Genomic DNA, 20195 nt, shown 5'->3' with positions numbered 1-20195 from the left:
GGCTTCGTATAGCGGAGACGCCGCGGCCCCCGCCAGTTCATTATGGCGCGGTGGTGGTGTTGCTCGTCGCAGCCTGCGGGGTCGCGCGCGGCGTTGGCGTCGGCGAGGGCCCAACCGGCGCTCGGGTCGGGGTGGCCGACGGAGCCGCTACAGGCGAGGACGAAGGGGCCGGAGCCGGGGTCCGCGCCGGCGTGGCGCTGGACGAGGCCGCGGGCGAAGGCTGGCCGCGCGCCTGCAGCGCGGCGGCGCTCACCTGCACGTCGACCAATTCGGCCTTTTCGGACAGAGGCGGCACGTTCGAGCCGTTGATCAACACCTGAAGCCGATCCGGACGCGGCGTGCGGACATGGGGGCGATCGGCGTTCGCGGGAACGTCATAGCGCTCACCCGCGGCCATTTCCTTCTCGAACAGCTTCTGGCCGTTGGCGTCGCTGACGCGCAGCCAGACCGTATCGCGCGCCACCAGAGTGACCTGCCCCCCGGCGACAGGCGCCACAGCGGGCGTGATGGTGCCGGGTGCGCCTGCCGAAGTGCCTTCCGGGATGGTCAGGCTTTCGGGCGGCGGCGGGCTGCCGCGGAACCAGCCGGTGCCGTACCACAGGCCGACGCCGACCAGCACGAGCAGCGCGACGATCAGCCCGGCCCAGGCCAGTCCGCGCGGAGGGACCCGATCGGGATCCTCCATCTCATAGGACGGGACGGGCGCGGCGCGATCGGGATTGCGGTCGAGCTCGATACGCAATTCGCGCGCGATCTCGACTTCGTCGGCACCCACTGCGCGGGCATAGGATTTGGCGAAGCCCAGCGCATAGGTGATCGACGGCAGGCCCGAATAATTGGATCGCTCGATCTCTTCGAGATGCCGCTGCGGGATCCGCGTGCGCGCCGCGACTTCGGCGAGCTCGAGCCCCTGCGCCTCACGCGCGCCGCGCAATTTCTCGCCGACGGTGGCGGGAAACAGCGTAGGGCCTTCGGCAGTCTCGCCTTCCATCATGCTCTCCAGCGGCGGGAATGCGCCCGTTGGCCCGCCACAGGCGCGGTGTCCCTCAGGTGCACGCCCCTGTCAACGCTCCCAGCCGCAAATCCGGCCCTGGTTCAACTCAGTTCGACCGAATGTTCCGAAGCCCAGGCGGTGAGGGCCTGGCGGATCGGCGTGCGGCCATCGGCGAGCAGCTCCTCCATCACCCCGAGCAACGGTGCGCGGTCGAGGGAGCGGACCATCGCCTTGATCGGGCCGATCGCCGCCGGCGTGATCGACAGGCGCTCGATGCCGAGCCCGATCAGCGCCATGGCTTCGAGCGGACGCCCGCCCATCTCACCGCAGACACCGACCTGGACGCCCGCCGCCTTGCACTGATCGGTGACGCGCTTGAGGAAGCGCAGGATCGAGGGGCTGAGCCAGTCGTACCGCAATGCCAGCTTAGGATGCGCGCGGTCCGCGGCAAATAGGAACTGGGTAAGATCGTTCGTCCCGATCGAGAGGAAATCGAGCCTGGGCAGCAATATGTCGAGCACTTCGGCGAGCGCCGGCACTTCGAGCATCGCACCGTAGCGGATTTCGAGCGGCATCATCTTGCCGCGCGCCGCCACCCAGTCGCGCTGCGCCTCGAACAATGCCTTGGCCTCGTCGAACTCCCAGGGCTCGGAGACCATCGGAAACATCACGTTGAGCGTCTTGCCCGCGCCGGCCTCGATCAAGGCACGCGCCTGTGCCTTCATCAGGCCATCGCGGTCGAGGGCCAAGCGCAGCGCGCGCCAGCCCATGGCCGGGTTCTCTTCGTCGCCATGCTCGTCATGATTGAGATAGGGCAAAGCCTTGTCGCCGCCGATATCGACGGTGCGGAAGGTGACCGGGCGGTCGCCCGCGCTTTCGAGGACATCCTTGTAGAGCCGCTTCTGCTCGGCGCGCCGGGGGAGCGTTGCCGAAACGAGAAACTGGAATTCGGTGCGGAACAGGCCGATGCCGTCGGCGCCGGTGAGGTCCAGCGCCGCCAGATCGTCGCGCAACCCGGCATTGACCATCACAGTAAGGCGGTGGCCGTCCTTGGTGACCGGCACTTCGCCACGCAGGCGCGCGAAAGCGGCGCGGCGCTTCTGGCTGAGCGCCAGCTTGGCGGAGAAGGCTTCCTCCATCGCCGGGGTGGGCCGGGCAAAGACGCTTTCCTCGCCAGTGTCGAGCAGCAGCATGTCCCCTTCGGCGACGAGGCGCCGGACATCCTTGACGCGGCCGAGCACCGGCACGCCCATCGCCCGGGCGACGATGGTGACGTGCGCGGTCAGCGAGCCCTCCTCCAGGATCACACCCTTAAGACGCCGCCGGTCATATTCGAGCAGCTCGGCGGGCCCCATATTGCGCGCGATCAGGATCGAATCCTGACGCAAACCCATCTGCGCCGCAGTGCCGAGTTGGCCCGAGACGATGCGCAGCAGCCGGTTGGCCAGATCCTCGAGATCGTGCATCCGATCGCGGAGGAGGGGATCGTCGATCTCGCGCATGCGCTGACGGGTGCGCTGCTGGACGCGTTCGATCGCGGCCTCGGCGGTCAGGCCGGAATCGATCGCCTCGTTGATCCGGCGCGACCAGCCTTCGTCATAGGCAAACATCCGATAGGTCGCGAGAATCTCGTCATGCTCGCCGCCGACGCCGAACTCGGCCTGGCTGGTCATCTTGTCGATCTGCTCGCGCATCTTGTCGAACGCGGCATAGACGCGGTGGCGCTCGGCCTCGGTATCTTCGGCGACGGTATGCTCGATGGTGATGCGCGGCTGGTGGAAGACGGCGACGCCGGCGGCCATTCCCTCAACCAGCTTGAAGCCAGTCGCATGGGACGCCGCAGTGGGCTGCGGGCGGATCGAAGTGCCGCCGGTGGAATCGACCAGATCGGCATTGGCGATCAGCTCGGAGAGCACCATCGCGACGGTCTGCAGCGCCTCGATCTCGACATCGGCATAGCGGCGCGGCTCGGCATGCTGGACTGCGAGCACGCCCACTGCGCGCTCGCGCCGGATGATCGGCACGCCAGCAAAGCTGTGAAACGCTTCTTCCCCCGTCTCCGGGCGATAGGCGAATGCAGGGTGCATCTCGGCCTCGTCGAGATTGAGCGTCTCGACATTGGCGGCGATGGTGCCGACCAGGCCCTCGCCCAGCGCCAGCTTGGTGACGTGAACGGCGTCCTGCGAAAGGCCGCGGGTCGCAAAGAGTTCGAGCACGCCTTCGCGCAGCAGATAGATCGAGCAGACTTCGCTGGTGAGGACTTCCCCAATCGTCTGCACGACCGAATTGAGCTTCGACTGCGCAGGCAGCTTTCGCGCCATCACATCGTGAAGGCGCGTCAGGATCTCGCGGGCTGAGGCGGCTGCGGTGTGGGCCATAAGCCAGCGCTAACAGATTGCGCGCCGGTGTTACAACGATGCTAGCGGGTAGCGACGCGAAGGGCTTCTTCGGCGCCCGCCATGGCATCGTCGCTCAGGAATTCGCGCGCGTCATAGGCGAGGCGCGGAGTTATGGCTTGCTGGCCCCCGGCGCGCCATGCGGCGAGATCGGCGCGATACGCGTCATACGCGCGGTAGAAAGCGACGAACGGCGCATCGAGCCGGACGACCGCGGCGCGCGCGAAGCCGGTGAAGTCGGCAGCCGGAACGCTTGCCGCCTCGCTCAGGATGGCAGTGGCCACCGGGCAGAAGTATGGCTGGGCGGGCGGCTGCGAGAAATAATTGTACACCCGCGTCATTGCCGCATCGAAATCCTTGTCGTGATATTCGGCCGACAGGGCCGTATGCGCGCGCGCCAGCGCCGGACGGTGTGCGCTGAGCAGGCGATTATAGCCGGCGGCGAGATCGGGGCTGTGCGTACAATTGAGCACCGCAACGTTGAGCGCCGAGCGCATGTGCCAGACCGCCGCCGAATCCGAGAGGTCGCGATTGGGCGTCGCATAGCTGCCATCGGCGAGACGCGCCGGCAGGACGAGGTTCGGCGCGGCGCTGAATGGCGGAGTCGGCATTGCGCGTATCGGCGCCGGTGCCGGCACTGCGGCAAGTTCGGGCGCAGCGGGCCGCGTGCCGCCTGCACAAGCCGTGAGCACCAGAAGCAGCGAAAGCGAAAGCGGAAGCGGGGCACGCATTGTTCGATCCTCGACGCCCCCCGGCGTGCCGAATCTCTGAGCCTGGAATGGTAAAGATCGAATTAAGCGCAGCGCTCGCGTCATCGTGAATGCCCCATGGTTCGAGTGTCGGGGCGAGACATGAAACCGAGGCCAAGAAACGTAGCGGATCAGCCGGTTACCATACTTGCGGTCGCCCCGGCCAAGCCCTTGCATCATTTATTACTATGTGTCATACAGTGTATATCATACACGATACGAGATACAGGCTGATGCCGGGTGAAGACGATCTGTTCGACAAAATGCGCGTGGAGCTGCGGCGGGGCTCGCTCGTGCTCGCCGTGCTCGTGGCGCTGCGCGAGGAACGCTACGGCTACACGCTGCGCCAGAGCCTGGAAGAAGCCGGGCTGCCGATCGACGAAGGCGCGCTTTATCCGCTGCTGCGCCGGCTCGAGACGCAGGGCCTGCTCACCAGCGAATGGCGCGAGGAAGCCAAGCGCAACAAGCGCTTCTATCGGCTCAGCACCGATGGCGGTCGCGTGCTCGGTCAATTGCTCGGCGAATGGAACGCGATCTCCGAATCGATCCTGCGCCTCGATATCAAGGGGGAAAAATGATGGACCTGATCGAACGCTATCTCGGCGCGGTGCGCTGGAACCTGCCTCCGGGCGCAAAGGACGATTCGGCCGACGATATCATCGCCGAGCTGCGCGACTTGATCGCCGCGCGAGTCGAGGATCGCGAGGAAATGCTCGGCCGGCCGCTGACCAAGGACGAGACGAGCACACTGCTCACCGAATTCGGCCACCCGCTGATCGTAGCTTCGGGCTATCGCAAGCATCAGTCGCTGATCGGCCCAGAGCTGTTTCCCTTCTATCTGTTTTCGCTGCGGGTGGTGCTGATGATCAGCGCGACCGTGCTCGTGGTGGTCGGCGTGGCCGATGCATTGTTTGCCGGGCGGGCGGCGGTGCAGACCGCGATGCACGCTTTCAACGGCGCGATCTGGACCCTGCTGTCACACGCGGCATTGGTGACACTGCTGTTCGCAGTGATCGAGCGCACCGGCTGGCTGCGCGAGCAGCTCCACAGCTGGAAGCCCGCCGAACTGCCCGCGCTCAAAACGCGGAGCAAGCGCAGCTGGGAATCTGCGTTCGAGGTCGGGATCGGGATTGCGTTCCTGCTGTGGTGGGCGGGTGCCTATCCGCTGCCCTTCGCGCCGGGAGGAGGCGGGGTCCAGCTTACGCCAGCACCGGTCTGGGCTGAGCTCTACCGGCCGATATTCGCATTGATCGCCGCCCAGCTGGTCTACAATCTGATCCAGTGGCTGCGGCCGCGCTGGAAGAGTGCGCGGGCGATATTGTCGGTGGTGACGACGCTCGGGGGCGTGGCGGTGGTGGCAATCCTTTACCAGGCAGGGCGGCTGATCACAGTGTTGCCGGACGGCATGGAGGCAGGGCCGGCCGCGAGGATGCAGGAGAGCATGGATTTGGCGCTGCACATCGGAGTGGTTGCGATCGGCGTGATCTGGACCCTGCAATGCCTGGTCGAGCTTTGGCGGCTCGCCAAAGGACGCTGATGGCGGGCCCGTTTCCTCAGGGGACGGGCCGCAGCCTGAAATGCAGTTCGATCTCGATCGTGCTCCTGCGGATAATCTGCCCATCGCGCTTCGGCGGATGAATGCGGAAGCTGGGCGCCGCGGCCAGCGCGGCAGTACCGAAGCCGGCACCGAGCGGCGTCTGGCCGACGACGCGACAGGCGCGGACATGCTGGTTCCACACCAGTTCGCAGCGCAGCACCGCCGATCCGCTAAGCCGCTTGGCGCGTGCCTTTTGCGGATAGAACGGCCAGAGCTCGCGGTCGCCGGGCTGGCTTACCCAGCGCGCCGGCTGGATCCCGGCGCCGGAGCCCGCGCCGTCACCGATACCGGCGCCGGTTCCGCTGCCCGTGCCGATCTCGCCCTTGCCCTCCGCGACATTGACCGCCTTGACGTCGGCAGGAACCGGCAAAGGTGGTGGCGCCGACACCGGTAGCGGGATCGGCGGAAACGAGACATCGGGTCGCTCGACCGGCCTCGGGCTGCCGCCGAATACCGGCGCGCGCTTCTGGACAAGGTTGGGCTTCGGATCGGGCGGCGGGCGATCGAGGGGCGGCGGCAGCAGATCGACGCGAAGCGGATCGTCGGGCGGCGACAGTTCCTGAACCCGGAATCCGACGAGCAGCGCGGAAAGCAGCAAGGACGCGATCGCCAGCGACAGGCCGAACGATATCCCCCGACCTGCGGGGCCTGGAACTCCGACGCGGTGCGCCATCGCTGACATGGCGCGCAGGATATTTACTGTGTTGCTACAGTCAAGCGGCGCGTTTCTCCAGTGCGTGCGCGGCTTCGGCCATCAAAGTGGCGATGATTTCGGCGACCGGCTCTTCCTTGCTGACCATGCCGACCGACTGGCCGGCCATCAGCGAGCCATTGTCGACATCGCCGTCGATCACGGCGCGGCGCAGCGCACCGGCCCAATAATGCTCGATCTGGAGCTGGGCTTCCATCATCTCGACCTTGCCCTCATCCAAAAGCTGCGCAACTTCGCGCTGCTTGGCTGTGAACAGCTCGGACGACGCATTCTTGAGCGCGCGAACCGGGATCACGGGAAGCCGCGGATCGATCTGGACGCTGGCGACGGCATCGCGGGCCGAAGCGCGGATGAAGGCGCGTTTGAAGTTGGCATGTGCAATGCTCTCGGTCGCGCAGACGAAACGCGTGCCAAGCTGTACGCCCGCCGCGCCCTGATCGAGATAACCCGCAATCGCTTCGCCACGGCCGATGCCGCCGGCTACGAACACAGGCACCTGCTCGCTGACTTCGGGAAGGATTTCCTGCGCGAGCACGCTGGTCGAGACCGGACCGATATGCCCGCCGGCTTCCATGCCCTCGACCACAAGGGCATCGACGCCCGAGCGGATCAGCTTCTTGGCGAGGCTCAGCGCGGGCGCGAAGCAGATCAGCTTGGCGCCGTTCGACTTGATCGCGTCGAGGCTGCCGGTGGGCGGAAGCCCGCCGGCGAGCACGACATGGCTTACCTGGTGCTTCGCGCAGACCTGGATCAGGTCCATCAGCATCGGATGCATCGTGATGAGATTGACGCCGAAGGGCTTGTTCGTGAGCTTTTTGGTCGCTGCAATCTCGGCATCGAGCAGTTCGGGCGTCATCGCGCCGCATGCGATCAGCCCGAAGCCGCCTGCGTTCGACATCGCCGAAACGAGATTGCGCTCGCTGACCCAGGACATCGCGCCGCACATGATTGCGACTTCGCTGCCGAGGAAGGCGGCACCCCGCGCCATGCGGCGCTGCAATCTCTCTTGTCCGATCGTCATGGAGCGCCCCTACGCCCGAGGCGCGCCCAGCGGCAAGCCCTTCACTTGGCCGTGATCGTATAGTCGATGCGGATCGACACCCATTCACCGACCTTTTCCTTGCCGCCGACGCGGGGTGGGCGGACCAGAAACTGGAACGAGGCCTGGAGCACGGCATAGCCATAGCCCGATCCTGACGGGCTCTCCCCCAGAATCTTGCAATCCTCGACCCGGTAGCGCGCCGCAGTGCGGCAGGCGATCAGCCCCGAGCCACCGCGCGCCCAGCGCCGCGGCAGATACGGATCAAGCTCGACCTGGCGCGGGCGGCGATACCATTCGGCGGCGTAGAGCGGCTCGCCATTGGGGGCCTTGCCGACGACCGGCGAATCACCGGTGCGCGCAGAACCGCTCGCGGCGGATGGCGCCGCAGCCGCCGGCTCGGAGGGGCTTGAGCGCATATTGGCGATATCGGCAGCGCGAAGCTCGGCATGCGACATCACGATGAAGGGAACTTCGCCGCTTGGCTTGGGCGGCACAGGCGGCGGCGGCACTTCGGGTCGGAGCATGGAGGGCGGCCGCGTGGTGCGTTCGGTGGGCTTGGCCTTGTCGGGCTTGGCGACTTCCTCTTCGTCGGCCTTGTCGGATGCGTCGACCGAGAAGACAGTGGGCGAGCGGCTGTCCTTTTGCCCTGCTATCGGCGGCACGAGAAACAGAAGCAGCAACACGACGAGCGCTTCGATCGCAATTGCGAGCAACAAGGCGGTGCCGCGCCGGCTCAGCCGCCCCGAATCCAGTCGCCATCGGGGAACGCGCCACATCACGCGGCGCAACAAGCACAGAGGATAAGGCGGCATCGCGACCGGAAAATGGCGGATTCGGCGCGAGGGATCAGTCGGTGTCTGCGCCGGCGCCGGTAAACACCGCGCCGACATGCGCCTCGCCGCGCTTCGCTGCGAGCTGGGCCTGGCGGTGGCGCTCGGCATAGCGCGTGCGTTGCGCGTCGCTGCGTTCGTCGTGGCAGGCGGGGCACGACACCCCCTCGGCATAAAGCGGCGACGCCTTTTCCGCGGAGCCGACCGGCATCCGGCAGGCGCGGCAGAGTTCGTAGGCGCCCGGCTCGAGGCCGTGCTTCACGGTCACGCGTTCGTCGAATACGAAGCAGTCGCCTTCCCAGCGGCTCTGTTCGGGCGGGACGTGCTCGAGATAGGAGAGGATGCCGCCTTTCAGATGATAGACCTGGTCGATCCCTTCGGCCTTGAGGAACGCCGTGGCCTTTTCGCAGCGGATCCCGCCGGTGCAGAACATCGCGACTTTCGGCGCGGCGCCTAATTCCTCGCGATGCGCGCGAAACCAGTCGGGGAATTCGCTGAAGGTGCGCGTGTGCGGATCGGTGGCGCCCGCGAAGGTGCCGAGCGCGACTTCATAATCGTTGCGGGTGTCGATCAGGATCGTGCCCGGCTGCTCGATCAAAGCGTTCCAATCCTCGGGCGCCACATAATGGCCGACGTCGAGCGGGTCGATATCGGGCTCGCCCATCGTCACGATCTCGCGCTTGAGCCGGACCTTCATGCGATGGAACGGCAAAGATGCGGCGCGCGACTCCTTGACTTCCAACGCAGCACATCCAGGGAGCGCGCGGATGTGCGCAAGCACTGAATCCACGCCCTGGTCCGATCCGGCGATCGTCCCATTGATGCCTTCGGGCGCGAGCAGCAGCGTCCCCCTCACGCCTTGCGCACGGCAGGTTTCGGCGAGGGGGCCCTGCAAGGCCGCGACGTCATCGAAGCGCGTGAATTGATAAAGTGCGGCAATCCGGATGGGCAGTTTGTGAGTCACGCGGGCGCCCTTAGCAGATCGACCCGGCCCAAGTCAGTCCGGCTTCGCATTGTAGATACGGCCATGTAGGACGCCGGCATGCTCGACCGCCGTACCCTGATCGCCGCCGCGGCCGCTTTGCCGATCGCGGGCTGCGCCCCGCGCGCTTCTACGCGTCGCGTATTGCGAGTGGCGACGTTCAACATCTGGCACGATGCCGGCAATTGGCCGGCGCGGCTCGGCTTGATCGCGGACGCGCTGCGCGGTGCCGATCCCGATGTGATCGCGCTGCAGGAAGTGCTCCAGGATTCGCGCAAGAACCTGCCCAACCAGGCGGAGACGCTGGCGGCAGCGCTGGGCGACTATTCGGTGCATTTTATGTCGACATCGCCCGAGGGCGCGGCGAACCGCTATGGCAATGCGATCCTGACGCGGCTGCCGGTGATCGCGGTGGACACGAAAAGGCTAGAACCGCTCAAGGACTATCGCACTGCGATCCGGGTGCGGGTCGATCTGCGGGGGCGCCCGGTGGACGTGGTGAATACCCATCTCGCCTGGCAACCGGATCAAGGGCCGATGCGCGCCGAGCAGATTAGCGATTTGCTCGGCTGGCTGCCCAAGGACGGAGTACCGCTGGTGGTGATGGGCGATTTCAACACGTCGCTGGACGAAGCCGCGATTGCGCCGCTGCTGGCGCGCGGGCTCGATACGGCGCTGGCCCCGGGCGCGGTCGAGACGACTTTGGTCGCGTCGCGCGGGCATGCGCCGCGCGTGATCGATCATATCCTGGCGGAGCGGCGCAGCTTCGTCATCGGCCAAGCGCGGCTGATCGGCGACACGCCGGTGGACAGCGAATATCCTTCCGATCATTTTGGCGTGACGGCGGCCCTCACGTTGCGCTGAAGGCTCAGGCAGCGTCCACGGCATCGAGGCCATAGGCCGTGTGGAGCACACGCACCGCCAGCTCGGTATAATCCTCTTCGATCAGCACGGAGACCTTGATCTCCGACGTCGCGATGGCCTGGATGTTGATCCCGCGCTCGCCGAGCGTCTTGAACATCGTCGCCGCGACGCCGGCATGGCTGCGCATCCCGACGCCGACGATCGAGACCTTCGAGACGCGGGTATCGTGGACCATCGTCACATAGCCGATATCACCTTGCGACTTCTCCAGCACATCGAGCGCGCGGACGAGTTCGGCCTGGGGCACGGTGAAAGTCACGTCGGTTGAGCCGGTCGAATGCGCGATGTTCTGGACGATCATGTCGACATTGATGTTCGCTTCGGCCAGCGGCGTGAAGATCGAGGCGACCGAGCCGGGGCGATCGGGCACCGCGGTGAGCGTCACCTTGGCTTCGTTCTTGTCGTGCGCGATGCCCGTGATGAGCTGGCGTTCCATGTCGTCGATCTCCTCTTCGCCCACGATCAAGGTGCCCGGCTCGCTTTCGCCATCGGCGTCGACGAACGAAGAGAGCACCTGGACGCGGACGTTTTCCTTCATTGCCAGCCCCACCGAGCGGGTCTGGAGCACCTTTGCGCCGACGCTGGCGAGCTCGAGCATTTCCTCATAGGTGACGCGCTTCAATTTGCGCGCCCTGGGCACGATGCGCGGGTCGGTCGTGTAGACCCCATCGACATCGGTGTAGATATCGCAGCGATCGGCCTTCATCGCAGCGGCCATCGCGACTGCCGAAGTGTCCGAACCGCCCCGGCCGAGGGTGGTGACGCGCTCGCCTGGAGCCAGACCCTGGAAGCCGGGGATCACTGCGACTTCGCCGGCTGCGAGCGACGCATTGAGCGCAGTGGTATCGATATCGGCGATCCGCGCCGAGGCATGTCCGTCCGAAGTGCGGATCGGGAGCTGCCAGCCCATCCAGCTGCGCGCCTGCACGCCCACTGCCTGGAGCGCGATCGCCAGCAAGCCGCTGGTGATCTGCTCGCCGGCCGAGACGACGACGTCATATTCCTTGGGATCGTAAAGCGACGAAGCCTCGCGGCAGAAGCCGACCAGCCGGTCGGTCTCGCCCGCCATCGCCGACACGACGACGGCGACCTCATTGCCCGCATCCCGCTCGCGCTTCACCCGCGCGGCGGCGCTGCGTATGCGCTCGATCCCCGCCATTGAGGTGCCGCCGAACTTCATCACGATGCGTGCCATGGCGGGGTGGTTGCTTCCGGGCCTTGGGTGGAGGAAGGCAGGCTGATAGGAGCCGCGCATGGCCAAGGCAACAATAGCAACTATTGACCCCCGCGAAGCTGAGCATTTCGGCAGGCTCGCCAGCGAATGGTGGGACCCCAAGGGCTCGTCGGCGATGCTCCACCGGCTCAACCCTGCGCGGCTGGGCTATATTCGCGCCGCCGTGGACGCGCATTGGGGTGGCGATGGCACGTCGTTCGCGCCGCTTGCCGGGCGGACCGGGGTGGATGTCGGCTGCGGCGCGGGACTGCTGACCGAGCCGCTGGCCCGGCTGGGGGCGGCGATGACCGGGGTGGACGCGGCCGCCGAGAATGTCGGTGCGGCGCGGGCGCATGCTGCGGCTTCGGGGCTGGCCGTGGTCTATGTCGCGGGCGGGATCGAGAATCTTGCCGGGCGGAGCTTCGACTTGGTCGTGTCGATGGAAGTGATCGAGCATGTCAGCGATCCCGCCGCGTTCGCGCGCGGGCTTGCCGATGCGCTGGCGCCGGGCGGGCTGATGATCCTCTCGACGCCCAACCGCACGCCTTTGTCGCGGCTGGCGATGATCACGATCGGCGAAGGCAGCGGGGCTATCCCCAAGGGCACGCACGATTGGAGCCGGTTCCTCAATCCCGAGGAATTGGAGGCGCTGCTTCGCAACGCTGGGTTGCGCGTCATCGACCGTGCGGGGCTGAGTTTCTCGCCCGCGCGGGGATTCGTCACTTCGTCGAACGAGGCGCTCAATTATCTGGTGACGGCGGTCCGGGCCTGACGCTTATTTCGGCTTGGCGAACACTGCGACCAGGCCAAGCCCGATCGTCTGCTTGCCGGTGTTGATGTGGAAGGCCGCAGTGAGAGTGCCTTTCGGATAATCCTTGTCGGCGACAGCTGTGACCGTGAACAGCTTCCATTCCATCGGCACGTCGAACGGCTTCCCGGCAATTGCAGTATAGGGCGCACTCGAAAGCTGGACCTGGGCGGTGACCTTTGCACTGGTCACGCCGGGCTCGGCCTTCTGAAGCTTGGCGTAGAACATCACGGTTAGCTGATCGCCAGCCTTTACCGGCTTGTTGAGCGGCACGTTTACGCCGACCGCATAAGGCGTGCCGCCGCCGGTGACGGGGACGTTGAGCGCGCGACCGCCCTGGACGCTATCGTCCTTGACCGATTTCGGCGGCGATGGAAGGCCATAGACCTGGAAGGTCGCTGGGTTCGGATCGTTGATCATTGGCCCGGGGTCGTCCTGCGACCCCCTGCCCTGCGCGGCAAAGGGCGCGGCAGCGGCGGGAATAGCGAGCAGGCCCAAGACCAATGCGGTGCGCAGCGACATCCTTCTCTCCCCCATTTTCGCCAAGGCTATGCGGGAGAGCGGCTGCAATCAATTGGAAATGTTAGCGATACCTAGAACAGTCGCCCGCCATTCGGCACGGATACGCTGGGGCGGACCAGCACCACCTTGCCCGCGGCATCGGGGAAGCCGAGAGTGAGGACTTCGGACATGACCGGGCCGATCTGACGCGGTGGAAAATTGACCACCGCAGCAACCTGCGTGCCGGGCAATTCCTCCAGCGTATAATGCTCGGTGATCTGCGCCGAGGAGCGCTTGACGCCGATCGCGGCGCCGAAATCGATGAGCAATTTGTAGGCGGGCTTGCGCGCCTCGGGGAAGGGCAGCGCCTCGAGGATCGTGCCGACGCGGATATCGACCGCCAGGAATTGATCGAAGCCGATCGTCTCGGCGGGGAGGGCGGCGGGGTCGTGCGAAACGTGCACCGGATTAGAGGCTCGCGCCGTCGAACTTCTGGATCTGGAGCGCGTCTAGGTCGACATCGTCGGCGCAGCGCAGATTGATCACCACCGCCGCCTGGCCGCCCGGGCCGGTGCCTTCGCCAAAGGGTGCGCAGCCACAGGTCGCGCAGAATTGGTGGCGGATATTGTGGCTGTTGAAGGTGTAGGTGGTGATGGCGTCGCGGCTGGTGTGCAGCGTGAATTTGTCGGGCGTGGAGAAGTGCAGCACATATCCCTTGCGGCGGCAGATCGAGCAATTGCAGGTCATCGCCCCAGTCGGCGCTTCCTCGTCGAGCGTATAGGCAATCGCGCCGCAATGGCAGCTTCCGGTGACGGGCATGCTGGTCCTCCCCAATGTTTCGCCCGGTTCTGCCACTAGCCGCCGGCCTGCGCCAGCGCAGCTTCGACGATCGCGGGCCGCGCTTCTTCGCCCAATTGTTCCATCGTGCATTGGCGCGGCGCCTTGTCGGGCCGCCAGCGCAGGAAGCCGGTGCCGTGGCGGAAGCGCCGGCCCGAAACATGATCGTAGCGGACTTCGGCGATAAGCTCGTGGCGGAGCGGCTGCCACTCGGACGAGCGCTCGGTCGACCAGCGGCTCGGCCCGCCGGGGGCATCGCCGGTGAAGCCGGGCGCTCCGATCAGGGCTTCGAGTTGTTCGGTCAAAGCGGGCTTGTCGACTGCGGACAGCCCGGAGGTGAAGCCGACATGGTGAAGCAGGCCCGCATCATCGTAGAGACCGAGCAGGAGCGAGCCGACTTCGCGCCTGGCGCTGGCATAGCGGAAGCCGCCGACGACGCAGTCCGCGGTGCGCAGGCGCTTGATCTTGCGCATCGCCCGCGCGCCGGGCTGGTAGGGCTCGTCGAGGCGCTTGGCGACGACGCCGTCGAGCGCGCCGCCGGCGCCATCGAGCCAGCGCTGGGCGGTCACAGGGTCTTCGGTGACGGGGGAGAGGCGCAGCGTTTCGGAGCGGTGCCTGGCGTAGAAGGCCTCCAGCTTCTTACGGCGTTCGCCGAGCGGGAGCGCGGGTTCGGCGAGCCAATCGAACAGCATCAGCCGGGCGGGGGTTTCGGCAGAGAGCTTGCGGATACGGCTCTCGGCGGGGTGGAGGCGCATCTGCAGCGACTCGAACGACAGGCTGGGGCCGACCGGGATCAGCAACTCGCCGTCGAGCGCCAACGTCTTCTCCGGGAGCGCGGCGATGGCGGCTGCGACTTCGGGGAAATAGCGGGCGAGCGGCTTGCCCGATTTGGAGATGAGCTCCACTTCCTTGCCGGCCTTGAAGACGAGGCAGCGGAAGCCATCCCATTTGGGTTCGAATTGCCAGCCGTCACCCGAAGGCAGGGTATCGACTGACTTGGCTTCCATCGGTTCGAGTGCGTTCATCCGGGCTGAACGTTGACAGGGGCGGACTCGTTGCGGAGAGCTTGGGCGATGGGCGAACCGAAACTGCATCCGAGCTGGCTGGAGCCGCTGAAAGGCGAGTTCGCCGATCCCTATATGGCGGCGCTGCGCACCTTCCTCGTGGCGGAGAAGGCGGCGGGGAAGCGGATATTTCCGCGCAGCGAGGACTGGTTTCGCGCGCTCGATTTGACGCCGCTGGACAAGGTGCGGGTCGTGATCCTGGGGCAGGATCCCTATCATGGCGAGGGGCAGGCGCATGGGCTTTGCTTCTCGGTGCAGCCGGGGGTGCGGACGCCGCCGAGCCTGCAGAATATCTACAAGGAAATGCAGGCCGATCTCGGCATTCCGCGTGCCGCCCACGGCTTTCTCGAGCATTGGGCGGAGCAGGGCGTGCTGCTGCTCAATGCGGTGCTGACGGTGCAGATGAGCATGGCCGCATCGCACCAGGGGCGGGGGTGGGAACGGTTCACCGACGCGGTGATCCGGCTGGTCAATGCCAAGCCCGATCCGGTGGTATTCATGCTTTGGGGCTCGCATGCCCAGAAGAAGGCCGCCTTTGTCGATCCGCGGCATCTGGTGCTCAAGGCGCCGCACCCTTCCCCGCTCTCCGCCCATACCGGCTTTCTGGGGTGCCGGCATTTCTCGAAGGCCAATGCCTTTCTGGAGAGCCGCGGCCTCCAAGCGATCGACTGGGCACTGCCCGAACTAAACTGAGTTAGCCGCGTTACCGCTCCGACCCTCACAGGAGCACCCACATGCCCAAGACCCTCGCCCAGATCGCCGAGATGATGCGCGACATCGATTTTGCGATGCTCTCCACCCATTCGACCGGCGGGACGATCGCCTCGCGGCCGATGAGCAACAATCGCGATGTCGAATATGACGGCGACAATTGGTTCTTCAGCCTGGAGGACACCCGCCTGATCGACGACATCCGCGCCAATCCCAAGGTGGCTTTGGGCTTCCAGGGCAAGGCCGGGCTGCTCAAGATGAAGCCGGTGTTCGTATCGATCGAAGGCACCGCCAGCGTCATCAAGGACAAGGCCGCGTTCGAGGAGCATTGGACCAAGGACCTGGAGATGTGGTTCGAGCAGGGCGTCGACACGCCTGGACTCGTGCTGATCAAGGTCAAGGGCGAGCGCGCACATTATTGGGACGGCGAAGACCAGGGCGACCTCGAAATCGGCAAGGCCGAAGTCGCAACGCCGACCGGCTGAGGATTCCCCCGGCCCGCGGTTCGCGCTAGAGTGGCCGCGGGCAACCCGCCTGCGAAGGATGCTTTATGGCCAAGGGCCAGATGAAATCGAACAAGGAAGTCCGCAAGCCCAAGGCCGAAAAGCCCAAGGCGAACGCGGCCAATGCCTCGACCAAGGAAAAGCCGGTCAACATGGTCACGATCAATGATTGAGGGCGCGGCCTCGCTTATAGCGGCACCCGCCCGAATTCGCCCGGCGGCGCATCGCGGCGGAACCAGCCGGTGATCGAATAGCGTTCGCCGCCGGCGAAGGACGAGACCATGCCGACGCTGTGATCGCGGGGGACCTGGAACAGGTTGATGGCATTGAATGTCGGGCAATAGGCCTTCTCGACGTCGTACGAGCCTTCGTCGAAGAATTGCAGGAAGCCGCCCCAATCGCGCTGCCACCCCTTGGTGAAATTGAGGACATAGGCAGTGACCCGGCTGTTATTGTCGTCGCCGTCGGTATGCTCCTTGAGGAAATTGCCCGAGCGGAACAGCGTGGCGTGCGCATCGATCCACTGGATATCGGGCGAGCCGGTTAGCGTGCGGAAGAAATCGAGAGTCGCGGGGCGATTGAGGAACTCCATCGCCGCGAGGACCGGCCCGCCAACGGGTCCGCCTTCCATGAAATATTCGGCGATCATCGGATTGAACTGGTAGAGATATTGATAGCCGGTGCGCGCGCGCTGCTGGATCCCCGCCAGAATCTGATTGAGCTGCGGCTGGGTCAGCGTCGCGAGATATTTCGGGGGCAGCTGATGGACCTTGGCGCCTTCGTTGAAGGCCAGCCACCACGGCGTCTGGGTGCGCAGGATCTGGTGGAGGCGCTCGGCATGCTCGGCGACGAAGAAATCACGCACCTGCATGCGCCCGCCATCTGCGGCATAGGCCTTGGCCAGCTCGGCGGGATCATGGGCGGGATTGATGCTGATCACGCTGATGTTCACTCCGATGTTCAGGCCCCGCGACCCTGTAAGCCGGGGCGCCGCTTCTGTCATGGGCGAATGGCGGCGGGATATGTTGAGGAAGTTTAGTCGAATCGGGGGTCTTCGCGGTTTTGCGCCTGCGACGCGCCGGGAAGGCGCCCGCGACGCGCCACCGGCGCGCCACCAAGACGACGCCCACGCCTCACGCGCGCGCCGCCGCGGCGACGGACGCCAGCGATTCCGGCGCAAACGGCGCGTGCATGCAGCGCGCGTGGAATGCCAGCGCCTGATCCCAATTGCGATCGAACGGCGTGCCGGCGAGACGCAGGCGCAAACGGTGCGCACTTGAGCGCGACATGCCCGCAGCACGCGCGGCGCGGGCGACGCTGCCGGTATCGCGTAAGGCGGCGAGGAAGATGCGCTGGCGGGCGGGGGTCCAGTGCCCGCGGACCGGCGGATCGGGCTGAGTCGGCTGTTGCATCCACGAGTGTGGAGCAAATCATTTCCTACATTGGAAGGGTTTTGTGAGGCGGGCGCACCCCGGCGAAGGCCCGGGGGCCAGCGCGCGGCTTGGCGAAGACGAAACGCCTCCAGATCATCGCGCGTGGCACCATGGACTCCGGAACGAGTCCGGGGTGATGGGGTGGGCGGCGGGTCGCCTAGTCGATCGCCTCGACGCCTTCGGCCTTGAGCCGCGCGATATGATCCTTCATGTGCTGGAGCTGCTCGGGGGCGTGGCCCTGCCATTCCGGGACTTCGCCCATGACCTTGAGCGGCGCTTGCGAGCGATACGACGCCGTCGGGTTGCCGGGGAATTTCTGATCGGTGAGATTGGGATCATCGACGAACGCGCCGATCGGCTCGACGATGTAGATGCGCTCCTTGCCTTCGCCCTGCGCCAGTTCGGCGCCCCAGATCGCGGCTTCGAGCGTGCCCGAGAAATAGACCCAGCTCGCCTGATTTCGGGCGCCATAATTGGAGGCGAAGCCTGGGGCGATCAGCGCGCCGGGGGCGAGATCGGCGCGGGTGCCGTGGTAGAAGGGTGGTTGAGCGTCTGCAGCGTAGGTCATGGCTTCAGGCGCCCGGACGCTTGCGCTCGGCGGCCGCACGGGCGCCGGCGCGGATGATCGGCGGGACCGAGAGCAGGATCCCGCACACCAATGCGCCGATTGCGATCAGCCCGATCGGCGTGACGCGCACTTCGGTCTCGATGCATAGCTTCTGGCCGATATCCAGCGTGGTGCGCGCGGTCTGCGGCGTGGCGAGTGGAGTGCTGGAGTCCATGGCCGCGAGAATGCCCGCGGGTGCGGGCGGGATCAACGCGTGAATTGCACGAGGTCCCAGCGATTGCCGTAGAGATCCTCGAACACCGCGACCTTGCCATAGGGCTGAACTTGCGGCGGGCGGACGAAGGTCACCCCGGCAGCGGTGTAGGCGGCGAAGTCGCGGTCGAAATCGTCCGTTGCGAGGAAGAGGAAGACGCGGCCCCCGGCCTGATTGCCGATCGCGGCCTGCTGCTCGGGGCCGGTGGCGCGGGCGAGGAGGATGGTTGTGGCGTTTTCGAGCGCGTTGGGCGGCCGGATGGTGACCCACCTTTTGGACGCGATTCCTGCGGAATCCCTGGGGCGCTTCTCCTGCTCGGGCTGGTGGGTGTCTTCGACAATCGTGAAGCCGAGGGTGATGGTGTAGAAGGCGAGGGCTTCGTCATAGTCTCGGACGAGCAGGGCGATGTGGGCTAGGTGGGGCATCCTCAAGCAGAAACCACTTGCCGTCGTGGCTTATAACCGCCGGCTCGCCTCGCCGTCGGGCCCAGATTTCGACTAAAGCCAGAGCGCTTTCCGTTTACAATTCCCTGATCAGAAGGCCGAATGCCGAGATGCGCGGCCCAAGCCGGATTGATCCCCTTCAGCACGTATCGCTTCACGCCGACTAGATTGTGAACTCGCTTAATTTGGACCGTGCGCTTCTGCGGACGCGAACCAGACAGACCTTCAAGCCAATCTAGTAGCTTTTGACTAAATGCTCGTTTTGTTTTTGCTGGAATATGGACCAGCAAATGGGCGGCCACCGTCGAGGAGGTATTCTCAATTGTCCAGACATACGTTGGCGCTGGCTTCTGTCGGATTGGAGCCGACCTACGAAGCCAAGGTGCAAAACGTTGAGACAGTAGTTTGCGAAGCGTTCTGCTCGCCACTGCGTCGATGCCTAACTCGGTAAAGTTGACGGTGACAAAGGTATTTAGGGGAAGGCCACTTCGCTGAGCATATCGCGTGGCGTGGTGGATATTGACTGCCGGAGCGCGATTGATGTGTCTCGTAGCTTTGTCTGCGCCGTGTTCCACGCCAGTTCCCTCAATCACCCCGCTATGTTCTTATCTCAGGCATATATACAATGGAAGTGCGCGACAGCATTTTTACGTGTGTGGTCTGATCGCCGGAAAATGAAGTCATATGAGTCACTTAGTCGGATTTGACTAAATATCTGATTCTGCTACCTTTTATCCATGGATTTGACCTACAATTTGAACGGCGGCTTTAAGCCGACCCTTAAGAGGTTTGCGGACTTAGATGGTCCGGATTTCTTCCCTACGCCGGCATGGGCCACCCACGCTCTCATCGAGAATGAGAATTTTGAGGGTGAGATTTGGGAAAGCGCTTGTGGTGACGGATCAATGTCTGAAGTGCTTAAACACACTGGTTGCCCGGTTATAAGCTCGGACCTCGTCGATCGTGGCTATGGGGAGGGCGGTGTGGATTTTCTCCAGTCCACTCGCATTGCTGACAACGTGATAACAAATCCCCCGTACAACGCCGCCGAGGGATTCGTTCACGCAGGCACTCGAACTACGCGAAGGAAGCTAGCATTGCTTCTTCGGCTTGCGTTCCTTGAGGGAGCCAATCGACAAGAGACAATCTTTAGAAAAATTCCACCCTCGCGGGTCTGGGTCTTCAGCGAGCGGATTACATTCTATCCTGCTGGGGCGGTTCAAAAGGGCTCTGGCACAACAGCCTATGCGTGGTTCGTCTGGGATAAGGAGGCACGTCCTGATACCGAATTAAGGTGGCTTCCCACCGGTTATAAGCGCCGCTTTGCTAGTAGCTCGTCGACGTCAGGAACTTCTCGCCTTTTGGTGTGACTCGGTAACCACGGCCCTTCACGTGCTCCAGGAGCCCGCGATCAATCCAATTTCCATCAACCCCGTCATGGCTCTTAATATTCCTGATCAATTGATGCCACATTGGCTCGCCTGGTCTCGCTACGGACTGCTCCAAGTCACCCTTCGAAAGGCTTATCATCCCGGGTATGGTGCTACGGGCCCGGCTAAATGTGCAAATTTTATCGCTTCGCCCCACCGCGATACGTGCCACGCATAATGCAATGTCATCTTCTGTAGCTCGAGC

Annotated in this window: 25 protein-coding genes; 8 read left to right on the top strand and 17 right to left on the bottom strand. The window is 64.9% G+C overall.

Annotated elements, in window-relative coordinates; translation table 11 throughout:
* Positions 1 to 40: 40 nt before the first annotated feature.
* The 3 genes from ACZZZM_RS03830 to ACZZZM_RS03820 form a co-directional block, all read right to left on the bottom strand.
* Entirely contained in the window at positions 41 to 991 is a 951-nt protein-coding gene (locus ACZZZM_RS03830) for a helix-turn-helix domain-containing protein (protein WP_463593784.1), read from the bottom strand.
* 104 nt (positions 992 to 1095) lie between these two features.
* Positions 1096 to 3372, bottom strand: coding sequence for a phosphoenolpyruvate--protein phosphotransferase (gene ptsP / locus ACZZZM_RS03825; RefSeq protein ID WP_463593783.1), 2277 nt, complete (start codon positions 3370 to 3372; stop codon positions 1096 to 1098).
* A 41-nt stretch (positions 3373 to 3413) separates the two neighbouring features.
* Entirely contained in the window at positions 3414 to 4121 is a 708-nt protein-coding gene (locus tag ACZZZM_RS03820) for a hypothetical protein (RefSeq protein WP_463593782.1), read from the bottom strand.
* A gap of 251 nt (positions 4122 to 4372) precedes the next feature.
* On the opposite strand from ACZZZM_RS03820, the gene ACZZZM_RS03815 reads away from it, so the two are divergent.
* Both ACZZZM_RS03815 and ACZZZM_RS03810 read left to right on the top strand, forming a co-directional pair.
* Positions 4373 to 4717, top strand: a complete 345-nt coding sequence (locus tag ACZZZM_RS03815; protein ID WP_463593781.1) for a PadR family transcriptional regulator — start codon at positions 4373 to 4375, stop codon at positions 4715 to 4717.
* Positions 4714 to 5676 carry a hypothetical protein gene (locus ACZZZM_RS03810; protein WP_463593780.1) on the top strand — a complete coding sequence of 321 codons (963 nt, stop codon included), beginning with the start codon at positions 4714 to 4716 and terminating at the stop codon, positions 5674 to 5676. Before ACZZZM_RS03815 ends, ACZZZM_RS03810 begins: the two co-directional genes overlap by 4 nt.
* Positions 5677 to 5692: 16 nt before the next feature.
* Here the strand turns inward: ACZZZM_RS03810 and ACZZZM_RS03805 are convergent, their stop codons facing one another.
* The 4 genes from ACZZZM_RS03805 to trhO form a co-directional block, all read right to left on the bottom strand.
* Positions 5693 to 6418, bottom strand: coding sequence for a TonB family protein (locus ACZZZM_RS03805; protein ID WP_463593779.1), 726 nt, complete (start codon positions 6416 to 6418; stop codon positions 5693 to 5695).
* A gap of 31 nt (positions 6419 to 6449) precedes the next feature.
* Positions 6450 to 7469 (bottom strand): NAD(P)H-dependent flavin oxidoreductase, encoded by a 1020-nt coding sequence (locus ACZZZM_RS03800; RefSeq protein ID WP_463593778.1) that lies wholly within the window; start codon positions 7467 to 7469, stop codon positions 6450 to 6452.
* Positions 7470 to 7510: 41 nt separating this feature from the next.
* Positions 7511 to 8266 (bottom strand): hypothetical protein, encoded by a 756-nt coding sequence (locus tag ACZZZM_RS03795; protein WP_463593777.1) that lies wholly within the window; start codon positions 8264 to 8266, stop codon positions 7511 to 7513.
* A 70-nt stretch (positions 8267 to 8336) separates the two neighbouring features.
* Positions 8337 to 9284: an oxygen-dependent tRNA uridine(34) hydroxylase TrhO gene (gene trhO / locus ACZZZM_RS03790; protein WP_463593776.1), complete on the bottom strand. Its 948-nt coding sequence runs from the start codon at positions 9282 to 9284 to the stop codon at positions 8337 to 8339.
* A 78-nt stretch (positions 9285 to 9362) separates the two neighbouring features.
* Between trhO and ACZZZM_RS03785 the strand changes: the two genes are divergently transcribed.
* Positions 9363 to 10166 carry an endonuclease/exonuclease/phosphatase family protein gene (locus tag ACZZZM_RS03785; protein ID WP_463593775.1) on the top strand — a complete coding sequence of 268 codons (804 nt, stop codon included), beginning with the start codon at positions 9363 to 9365 and terminating at the stop codon, positions 10164 to 10166.
* Between the two features lie 4 nt (positions 10167 to 10170).
* Here ACZZZM_RS03785 and ACZZZM_RS03780 read toward each other — a convergent pair whose 3' ends face one another.
* The gene (locus tag ACZZZM_RS03780) at positions 10171 to 11421 is read right to left on the bottom strand and encodes an aspartate kinase (RefSeq protein ID WP_463593774.1); all 1251 of its coding nucleotides are present in this window, start codon (positions 11419 to 11421) and stop codon (positions 10171 to 10173) included.
* Between the two features lie 58 nt (positions 11422 to 11479).
* Between ACZZZM_RS03780 and ubiG the strand changes: the two genes are divergently transcribed.
* Positions 11480 to 12211, top strand: coding sequence for a bifunctional 2-polyprenyl-6-hydroxyphenol methylase/3-demethylubiquinol 3-O-methyltransferase UbiG (gene ubiG / locus ACZZZM_RS03775; protein WP_463593773.1), 732 nt, complete (start codon positions 11480 to 11482; stop codon positions 12209 to 12211).
* A gap of 3 nt (positions 12212 to 12214) precedes the next feature.
* On the opposite strand, the gene ACZZZM_RS03770 is transcribed toward ubiG, so the two are convergent.
* The 4 genes from ACZZZM_RS03770 to ACZZZM_RS03755 form a co-directional block, all read right to left on the bottom strand.
* Complete coding sequence (locus tag ACZZZM_RS03770) at positions 12215 to 12769, bottom strand: carbohydrate binding domain-containing protein (protein ID WP_463593772.1); 555 nt, start codon at positions 12767 to 12769, stop codon at positions 12215 to 12217.
* 71 nt (positions 12770 to 12840) lie between these two features.
* A complete protein-coding gene (locus ACZZZM_RS03765) occupies positions 12841 to 13212 on the bottom strand; it encodes a tRNA-binding protein (RefSeq protein WP_463593771.1) in 372 nt (123 codons plus the stop codon).
* Positions 13213 to 13216: 4 nt separating this feature from the next.
* Positions 13217 to 13567 carry a GFA family protein gene (locus tag ACZZZM_RS03760; RefSeq protein WP_463593770.1) on the bottom strand — a complete coding sequence of 117 codons (351 nt, stop codon included), beginning with the start codon at positions 13565 to 13567 and terminating at the stop codon, positions 13217 to 13219.
* A gap of 35 nt (positions 13568 to 13602) precedes the next feature.
* Positions 13603 to 14610: an ATP-dependent DNA ligase gene (locus tag ACZZZM_RS03755; RefSeq protein WP_463593769.1), complete on the bottom strand. Its 1008-nt coding sequence runs from the start codon at positions 14608 to 14610 to the stop codon at positions 13603 to 13605.
* Between the two features lie 48 nt (positions 14611 to 14658).
* Here ACZZZM_RS03755 and ung point away from each other — a divergent pair, with 48 nt between their 5' ends.
* The 3 genes from ung (at position 14659) to ACZZZM_RS03740 (ending at position 16036) form a co-directional block, all read left to right on the top strand.
* Positions 14659 to 15342, top strand: a complete 684-nt coding sequence (gene ung, locus ACZZZM_RS03750; protein ID WP_463593768.1) for a uracil-DNA glycosylase — start codon at positions 14659 to 14661, stop codon at positions 15340 to 15342.
* A gap of 41 nt (positions 15343 to 15383) precedes the next feature.
* Positions 15384 to 15845: a pyridoxamine 5'-phosphate oxidase family protein gene (locus ACZZZM_RS03745; protein ID WP_463593767.1), complete on the top strand. Its 462-nt coding sequence runs from the start codon at positions 15384 to 15386 to the stop codon at positions 15843 to 15845.
* Positions 15846 to 15910: 65 nt separating this feature from the next.
* Positions 15911 to 16036 (top strand): hypothetical protein, encoded by a 126-nt coding sequence (locus tag ACZZZM_RS03740; RefSeq protein ID WP_463593766.1) that lies wholly within the window; start codon positions 15911 to 15913, stop codon positions 16034 to 16036.
* Between the two features lie 14 nt (positions 16037 to 16050).
* Here the strand turns inward: ACZZZM_RS03740 and ACZZZM_RS03735 are convergent, their stop codons facing one another.
* The 5 genes from ACZZZM_RS03735 to ACZZZM_RS03715 all read right to left on the bottom strand — a co-directional run bounded on the left by ACZZZM_RS03735 (position 16051) and on the right by ACZZZM_RS03715 (position 18542).
* A complete protein-coding gene (locus ACZZZM_RS03735; RefSeq protein ID WP_463593765.1) occupies positions 16051 to 16815 on the bottom strand; it encodes a 2OG-Fe(II) oxygenase in 765 nt (254 codons plus the stop codon).
* A 181-nt stretch (positions 16816 to 16996) separates the two neighbouring features.
* Positions 16997 to 17275, bottom strand: coding sequence for a LysR family transcriptional regulator (locus tag ACZZZM_RS03730; protein WP_463593764.1), 279 nt, complete (start codon positions 17273 to 17275; stop codon positions 16997 to 16999).
* 178 nt (positions 17276 to 17453) lie between these two features.
* Positions 17454 to 17864 (bottom strand): NAD(+)--rifampin ADP-ribosyltransferase, encoded by a 411-nt coding sequence (arr, locus tag ACZZZM_RS03725; RefSeq protein WP_463593763.1) that lies wholly within the window; start codon positions 17862 to 17864, stop codon positions 17454 to 17456.
* Between the two features lie 4 nt (positions 17865 to 17868).
* Positions 17869 to 18078 (bottom strand): hypothetical protein, encoded by a 210-nt coding sequence (locus ACZZZM_RS03720; protein ID WP_463593762.1) that lies wholly within the window; start codon positions 18076 to 18078, stop codon positions 17869 to 17871.
* Positions 18079 to 18110: 32 nt separating this feature from the next.
* Complete coding sequence (locus tag ACZZZM_RS03715) at positions 18111 to 18542, bottom strand: VOC family protein (protein ID WP_463593761.1); 432 nt, start codon at positions 18540 to 18542, stop codon at positions 18111 to 18113.
* 755 nt (positions 18543 to 19297) lie between these two features.
* Here ACZZZM_RS03715 and ACZZZM_RS03710 point away from each other — a divergent pair.
* Complete coding sequence (locus tag ACZZZM_RS03710) at positions 19298 to 19930, top strand: hypothetical protein (RefSeq protein ID WP_463593760.1); 633 nt, start codon at positions 19298 to 19300, stop codon at positions 19928 to 19930.
* Positions 19931 to 20195: the final 265 nt, after the last annotated feature.

It is taken from the genome of Sphingomonas sp. AC522 (genome assembly GCF_979258125.1).
The sequence above is the reverse complement of the archived record's forward strand: the minus strand, read 5'-3'. Positions and strand labels throughout refer to the sequence as shown.